The sequence below is a fragment of the Mitsuaria sp. TWR114 genome (assembly GCF_007997345.1).
In genome coordinates, this window is record NZ_VOSR01000653.1 from 1 (window position 1) to 7,542 (window position 7,542).

6 protein-coding genes are annotated in these 7,542 nt (G+C 68.5%); 2 read left to right on the forward strand and 4 right to left on the reverse strand.

Going from position 1 to position 7,542, the window contains the following annotated elements; genetic code table 11:
- The 4 genes from napA to FUT87_RS21665 all read right to left on the reverse strand — a co-directional run.
- On the reverse strand, positions 1–2,321 hold a 2,321-nt coding region (napA, locus tag FUT87_RS21650), incomplete at its 3' end, for a periplasmic nitrate reductase subunit alpha (RefSeq protein WP_147242354.1).
- Positions 2,318–2,602, reverse strand: coding sequence for a chaperone NapD (locus tag FUT87_RS21655; RefSeq protein ID WP_254783190.1), 285 nt, complete (start codon positions 2,600–2,602; stop codon positions 2,318–2,320). The genes FUT87_RS21655 and napA, both read right to left, overlap by 4 nt.
- Positions 2,603–2,697: 95 nt before the next feature.
- Positions 2,698–2,868, reverse strand: a complete 171-nt coding sequence (gene napE, locus FUT87_RS21660) for a periplasmic nitrate reductase, NapE protein (protein WP_091721808.1) — start codon at positions 2,866–2,868, stop codon at positions 2,698–2,700.
- Positions 2,869–3,147: 279 nt separating this feature from the next.
- The gene (locus FUT87_RS21665) at positions 3,148–3,483 is read right to left on the reverse strand and encodes a hypothetical protein (RefSeq protein WP_091721812.1); all 336 of its coding nucleotides are present in this window, start codon (positions 3,481–3,483) and stop codon (positions 3,148–3,150) included.
- Positions 3,484–3,737: 254 nt separating this feature from the next.
- Between FUT87_RS21665 and secA the strand changes: the two genes are divergently transcribed.
- Both secA and FUT87_RS21675 read left to right on the forward strand, forming a co-directional pair.
- Entirely contained in the window at positions 3,738–6,497 is a 2,760-nt protein-coding gene (gene secA, locus FUT87_RS21670) for a preprotein translocase subunit SecA (RefSeq protein ID WP_147242355.1), read from the forward strand.
- 213 nt (positions 6,498–6,710) lie between these two features.
- A partial coding sequence (locus FUT87_RS21675) for a bifunctional ornithine acetyltransferase/N-acetylglutamate synthase (RefSeq protein WP_147242356.1) occupies positions 6,711–7,542 on the forward strand: 832 nt, incomplete at its 3' end.

Below are 7,542 nucleotides of genomic sequence, written 5' to 3' on the forward strand. Positions count from 1 at the left end.
TTCCCGCGCCGCGACGAGATCTCCACCAGCGAGCCGCGCCGCACGCCCAGCGCCTTGGCGTCGTCCGGATGCATGTAGCAGTAGGCGTTGGGCACCGCGCGGTGCAGTTCCGGCACGCGGCGCGTCATCGAGCCCGAATGCCAGTGCTCCAGCACCCGCCCGGTCGAGAGCCAGAACGGATAGTCCTTGTCCGGGGACTCGGGCGGCGGCTCGTAGGGCAGGGCGAAGATGTTGGCCTTGCCATCGGGGTTGCCGTAGAACTGCCAGCCGGTGCCGGCCTTGACGTAGGGATCCTCGCCCTCGCGGTAACGCCAGCGTGTCTCCTTGCCGTTGACCACCGGCCAGCGGATGCCGCGCGCCTTGTGGTACTCGTCGAACGGGGCCAGGTCGTGCCCATGGCCGCGGCCGAAGGTGGCGTACTCCTCGAAGAGGCCCTTCTGCAGGTAGAAGCCGAAGGCCTGCGCCTCGTCGTTGGCGTAGGCCTTGTCGACGTCCGCCAGCGGGAACTTGTCGACATGGCCGTTGCGGTAGAGCACGTCATACAGCGTCTTGCCGCGCAGGCCGGGCTTCTGGTCGATCAGTTCCTGCGGCCAGACCTCCTCGACCTTGAAGCGCTTGGAGAACTCCACCAGCTGCCACAGGTCGGAGCGCGCGTCGCCCGGCGCCTTCACCAGCTGGTGCCAGAAGTGGGTGCGGCGCTCGGCGTTGCCGTAGGCGCCTTCCTTCTCGACCCACATCGCGCTGGGCAGGATCAGGTCGGCGGCGACGGCGGTCACCGTCGGGTAGACGTCGGAGACGACGATGAAGTTCTCCGGATTGCGGTAGCCCGGGTAGGTCTCCTGCATCAGGTTGGCGCCGGCCTGCATGTTGTTGTTGACCATCACCCAGTAGGCGTTGAGCGCGCCGTCCTTGAGCTTGCGGTTCTGCTCCACCGCGTGATAGCCGGGCTTGGCCGGGATGGTGCCCTCGGGCAGGCGCCAGATCTCCTCGGCGTGCGCGCGGTGCTTGGGATTGGTCACCACCATGTCCGCCGGCAGCCGGTGGGCGAAGGTGCCGACCTCGCGCGCGGTGCCGCAGGCCGAGGGCTGTCCCGTCAGCGAGAACGGGCTGTTGCCCGGCGTCGAGATCTTGCCGGTCAGCAGGTGGATGTTGTAGATGAGGTTGTTGGCCCAGGTGCCGCGTGTGTGCTGGTTGAAGCCCATGGTCCAGAACGAGGTGACCTTGGTCTTGGGGTCCGCGTACAGCTCGGCCAGCGCCTTGAGGCGGTTTTTCGGCACGCCGGTCAGTTCGGCGGTGTAGTCGAGGTCGTACTTGCTGACGAACTTCGCGTACTCGTCGAAGGTGATGGGCTTGGCGCCATTGGGGTCGCCGGCATTCTTCGCGGCCTTCTGCAGCGGATGCTCCGGCCGCAGGCCGTAGCCGATGTCGGGATTGCCCAGCTTGAAGTTGGCGTGCTTCTCGACGAACTCCTTGTTGACGCGGTTGGTCGAGATGATGTGATGGGCGATGTAGTTGAGGATCGCCAGGTCGGTCTGCGGCTTGAAGATCAGCTCGATGTCGGCCAGCTCGCAGGAGCGGTGCTCGAAGGTCGACAGCACCGCGACCTTCACGTCCGGGCCGCTGAGCCGCCGGTCGGTGACGCGGGTCCACAGCACCGGATGCATCTCGGCCATGTTGGAGCCCCACAGCACGAAGACGGTGGCGTTCTCGATGTCGTCGTAGCAGCCCATGGGCTCGTCCATGCCGAAGGTCCGCATGAAGCCGGTCACCGCCGAGGCCATGCAGTGGCGCGCGTTGGGATCGAGGTTGTTGCTGCGGAAGCCCGCCTTCATCAGCTTGGACGCGGCGTAGCCCTCCCAGACCGTCCACTGGCCCGAGCCGAACATGCCCACCGCCGTCGGTCCCTTGGCCTTGAGCGTCTTCTTGAACTGCTCGGCCATCACATCGAAGGCGCGGTCCCAGCTCACCGGCTGGAACTCGCCGTCCTTGGCGTACTGGCCGTCCTTCATCCGCAGCAGCGGCGTGGTGAGCCGGTCGGCGCCGTACATGATCTTGGACAGGAAGTAGCCCTTGACGCAGTTCAGGCCGCGGTTGACCTCCGCCTCGGGGTCGCCCTGGGTCGCCACGACGCGGTTGTCCTTGACCGCCACCTGCACGTGGCAGCCGGTGCCGCAGAAACGGCACGGCGCCTTGGACCAGGTCAGCTTCGAGGCCTGCGCGTAGGCGTTGCCGTCCTGGGCCAGGACCTCGATGGGAACGCCCGCCACGGCGCCGGCGGCGACGGCGGCGGAATGTCGGACGAAGTCGCGGCGAGTGCTCATGGTCGGGGTTCCTCTTGAAGGCAAGGCTCGGGTTCGGGTTCGGGTTCGACGTGCTGGTAGACCAGCGCGACGTTGACCACGCCGGGCAGGCCTTGCAGCTCGCCGACCTGGTCCAGGATCTCGCCGGCGGTATTGCCGTCCAGCGTCACGACCAGCTTGCCGCTGGCCGAGCGACCGTGGAGTCGCGCCGACGGCATCCGGTCGACCGCGGCGGCGGCGGCGTCGAGCAGGCGTGGCAACACCTGCACCACCACGCTGGCGATGTGCATCTCTGCGGGCATGGCATGCCTCGGAAGGGGTTCAGGGCCGCGATCGGCGGCGTGTGGCCGGAGGGATCGCGTGGAGACGCCGCGGCGGCGGCGGTGGGGGGCGGTTGCTACCCGCCGGGCGGGCCGGCGAACATCTGGTAGACCCAGACGGTGAATCCATAACCCGCGACGGTGACGACGGCCAGCACGGGCGCCATCACGACAGCGAGGAACAGGAAGCTGCGCAGCTCTTCGGTGCGCGTCGACGGCGAGGCGTCGGTCGGAGGGAACAATGGCATGACGGCTTCTCCCTGGCGGTCGGCCCCTTGAACCTGGCGGTTTCTGTTTTGTGCGCGGGGCGACCAACCGGTTATAGCGGCCGCCTCCTCGGACTGTCAACGAGAACCCGCGTGTAACCGGCCCAAGGCCCCGATCACAGGGACATCGCGCGCAGGTCGTCCCGACGGGGGCAGGTGTTGCGGGGAACATGGGCGGCGATTCTTCGCCGCAGCCTCATGCCGCGTGTTGACGACTGTCAACGCAGGGGCCGGACGCCGTCAAAGGCCCGGCGCGTCGCTTCAGGACTGGCGCACGCGGATGCGCAGTTCGCCCTCGAGCAGCAGGCCTTCCTCGCGCAGCAGCCGCAGCAGCGTCGGCTGCAGGTGCCGCAGCTTGGCGGCGATGGCGGCGTTGTCGGCGACCAGGGTCCAGCCCTGCTCGTCCAGCGTGCCGGCCTGGACGAAGCGCTTCATCGCGCCCGGCAGCGCCACGCTCACCGCGGCCAGGTGCCGCTGCGACAGCGCCAGCTGCTGCCCCAGCCGCGCCAGCACGCCGTGCTGCGACATCGCCCGGCCGAAGTCCAGCGGATCGGGCGCTTCGGGCTTGACGCGGGGTGGCAGGTAGCGGGGCGGCATGGGTCGGCAGTGTAGTCCCGGCACTGGAAAACCCGCATCCGGACCGGCACGGCGCGCGCCTGGGCCGGCCCGGGCGCGCGAGGGGCGGGTGCTAAACTCCGCCGGTTTTTTTCCGCGCTGGCGCTTGCAGGCCGGGGTTTGCGTCCCCAACTGCACCGGTCGCGCGGAACTGCCCTCGGAGGCCGCCCACGAGGCGGTCCGGCGGGCGTCCGAGCCGGTCGACCGGGCCCCACAAAAGAACTTCACGAAGCCGCATGTTGCCCAAGCTTTTGACCCAGATTTTCGGCAGTCGGAACGAGCGCCTGCTCAAGACCTACCGCAAGGTCGTCCAGCAGATCAACGCGCTGGAACCGCAGTTCGAAGGCCTGAGCGACGACCAGTTGCGCGCCAAGACCGAGGAGTTCAAGCAGCGCATCGCCAAGGGCGAGACCGTCGACGACATCCTGCCCGAGGCCTTCGCCGTCTGCCGCGAGGGCAGCAAGCGCGTCCTCAAGATGCGCCACTTCGACGTGCAGCTGATCGGCGGCATGGTCCTGAACGCCGGCAAGATCGCTGAAATGCGCACCGGCGAAGGTAAGACCCTGATGGCCACGCTGCCGGTCTACCTGAATGCGCTGACCGGCAAGGGCGTGCACGTCGTGACGGTCAACGACTACCTCGCGCGTCGCGACGCCGAGTGGATGGGCCGCCTGTACCGCTTCCTCGGCCTGACCGTGGGCATCAACTACTCGGGCCTGCCGCGCGACGAGAAGCAGGCCGCGTACAACGCCGACGTCACCTACGGCACCAACAACGAATACGGCTTCGACCACCTGCGCGACAACATGGTCTACGAGGTCCGCGACCGCGTGCAGCGCGGCCTGGCCTACGCGATCGTCGACGAGGTGGACTCGATCCTGATCGACGAGGCGCGCACCCCGCTGATCATCTCCGGCCAGGCCGAGGACCACACCCAGCTCTACGTCGCGATCAACGCGGTCGCGCCGCAGCTCAAGCGCCAGATCGGCGAGCTGGACCCGCGCACCGGCGAGGGCGTGATCGAGCCGGGCGACTTCACCGTCGACGAGAAGTCGCACCAGATCTACCTGACGGAAGACGGCCACGAGAACGCCGAGCGGCTGCTGTCGCAGGCCGGGCTGCTGACCGAGGGCGCGTCGCTCTACGACGCCGCCAACATCACCCTGATGCACCACCTGTACGCCTCGCTGCGGGCGCACCACGTGTATCACCGCGACACGCATTACGTCGTGCAGAACAGCGAGGTCGTGATCGTCGACGAGTTCACCGGCCGCCTGATGACGGGCCGCCGCTGGAGCGATGGCCTGCACCAGGCCGTCGAGGCCAAGGAAGGCGTGCAGATCCAGGCCGAGAACCAGACGCTGGCCTCGGTCACCTTCCAGAACTACTTCCGCATGTACGGCAAGCTGTCCGGCATGACCGGCACGGCCGACACCGAGGCCTACGAGTTCCAGGAGATCTACGGCCTGGAGACCGTGGTGATCCCGCCGAACCGCCCGACGGTGCGCCGCGACGAGCTGGACCTGGTCTACAAGACCACGAAGGAGAAGTACGACGCCGTCACGCAGGACATCCGCGACTGCCACGAGCGCGGCCAGCCGGTGCTGGTGGGCACGACCTCGATCGAGAACTCGGAGAAGGTCTCCGAGCTGCTGACCAAGGCCAAGCTCCCGCACCAGGTGCTGAACGCCAAGCAGCATGCGCGCGAGGCAGACATCATCACCCAGGCCGGTCGTCCGGGCGTGATCACGATCGCGACCAACATGGCGGGCCGTGGCACCGACATCGTGCTGGGCGGCAGCATCGAGAAGGACGTGGTCGCGATCGAGAACGACGAGGCCCTGTCCGAGTCCGAGAAGCAGGCCAAGATCGCCGCGCTCAAGGCCGAATGGCAGCAGCTGCACGAGCAGGTGAAGGCCGCCGGCGGCCTGCGCGTGATCTCCACCGAGCGCCACGAGAGCCGCCGCATCGACAACCAGCTGCGCGGCCGCTCGGGCCGCCAGGGCGACCCGGGCTCGTCGCGCTTCTACCTGTCGCTGGACGACCAGCTGATGCGCATCTTCGCGGGCGACCGCGTGCGCGCCATCATGGACCGCCTGAAGATGCCCGAGGGCGAGGCGATCGAGGCAGGCATCGTGACGCGCTCGATCGAGAGCGCGCAGCGCAAGGTCGAGGCCCGCAACTTCGACATCCGCAAGCAGCTGCTCGAGTACGACGACGTGTCGAACGACCAGCGCAAGGTCATCTACCAGCAGCGCAACGAGATCCTCGAGGCCGAGGACCTGCTGGCGCAGATCTCGCATCTGCGCACCGGCACGCTGACCGACGTGGTGCGCGGCTTCGTGCCGGAGGAATCGCTCGAGGAGCAATGGGACCTGGTGGCGCTGGAGCGCGTGCTGCGCGACGAGTGGAAGCTCGAGGTGCCGCTGGGCGAGATGCTCAAGAAGAGCGAGACGCTGACCGACGAGGATGTGCTGAACGCCGTGCTCAAGGCCGGCGACGCCGCCTTCCAGGACAAGCTGGACCGCGTCGGCCTGGAGCAGTTCACGCCCTTCATGCGCATGGTGCTGCTGCAGAGCATCGACCAGCACTGGCGCGAGCACCTCGCGTCGCTGGACTACCTGCGCCAGGGTATCCACCTGCGCGGCTACGCGCAGAAGAACCCCAAGCAGGAATACAAGCGCGAGGCCTTTGAGCTGTTCTCGCAGCTGCTGGACGCGGTGAAGCTGGAAGTGACGCGCGTGCTGCTGAACGTGCGCATCCAGTCGCAGGAGGAGGCCACCGCCGCCGCCGACGCGATCGAGCAGCGCGCCGAGAACGTCAGCAACGTGACCTACACCCATCCGAACGAAGATGGCTCGGTGTCGCAGGACGCGGCGCCGGTGGCGGGCGGCACGCAGGCCGTGCCCAGCGAGTGGGGCCATGTCGGCCGCAACGATCCCTGCCCGTGCGGCAGCGGCAAGAAGTTCAAGAGCTGCCACGGCAAGCTGGCCTGATCCGGTCCGGCTCCCGCTGATGAACGGCGCCCCTCGCGGGCGCCGTTTGTTTTGGCCCGCTCCTCGCGGTCCCGCAAAGAAACTCCCTCGCCCCGCTTGCGGGGAGGGCGGGGGTGAGGGGCCGAGCCTCCTACAATCCCGCGCGCGGGCGCCGACGCTCGCGCTCGCACCGGACCGCCGCGTCCGGACGCCGACCCTCAACGACCGCCCACCATGCCCGTCAACCTGACCGCTCCCGATCCGCAAACCCTGCTGCCCGTGCCCGGCGTGCGCTTGGGCGTCACGATGGCCGGCGTGCGCAAGGCCAACCGTCGCGACCTCACGGTGATCGCGCTCGACGAGGGCGCCAGCGTCGCCGGCGTCTTCACCGCCAACCGCTTCTGCGCCGCGCCGGTGCAGGTCTGCCGCGAGCACCTCGCGTCGGGCGCGGCGATCCGCGCGATCGTCATCAACACCGGCAATGCCAACGCCGGCACGGGCGCCGACGGCCTGGCGCGCGCGCGCCAGACCTGCGACGCGCTCGCCGCCGAATTGAAGCTCGACGCGAAGCAGGTGCTGCCGTTCTCGACCGGCGTGATCATGGAGACGCTGCCGGTGGACCGCATCGTCGCCGGCCTGCCTGCGGCGATCGCCGCGCTGAAGCCGGACCACTGGGGCGAGGCCGCCGCCGGCATCATGACCACGGACACGCTGCCCAAGGCCTGCTCGCGCCAGCTCACGATCGGCGGCCGGACGGTCACCATCTCCGGCGTGTCCAAGGGCGCCGGCATGATCCGCCCGAACATGGCGACGATGCTGGGCTTCGTCGCCACCGACGCGGTGCTCGCGCCGGAGCTGCTGCAGCCGCTGGTCAAGGAAGCGGCCGACCTGTCCTTCAACCGCATCACCATCGATGGCGACACCTCGACGAACGACTCGTTCGTGCTGATCGCCACGCACCAGGCCGGCCACGATCGCATCACCTCGCTGACCAGCGCCGAAGGCCGCGCGCTGCGCGACGCGGTGGTGGCGGTCTCGCAGCAGCTGGCGCAGGCCATCGTGCGCG

Bases quoted from the DNA above. Each gene is read 5' to 3' on its own strand.
- FUT87_RS21655 (WP_254783190.1), bottom strand. From the start codon at position 2,602: ATGCCCGCAGAGATGCACATCGCCAGCGTGGTGGTGCAGGTGTTGCCA.
- napE (WP_091721808.1), bottom strand. From the start codon at position 2,868: ATGCCATTGTTCCCTCCGACCGACGCCTCGCCGTCGACGCGCACCGAA.
- FUT87_RS21665 (WP_091721812.1), bottom strand. From the start codon at position 3,483: ATGCCGCCCCGCTACCTGCCACCCCGCGTCAAGCCCGAAGCGCCCGAT.
- secA (WP_147242355.1), top strand. From the start codon at position 3,738: ATGTTGCCCAAGCTTTTGACCCAGATTTTCGGCAGTCGGAACGAGCGC.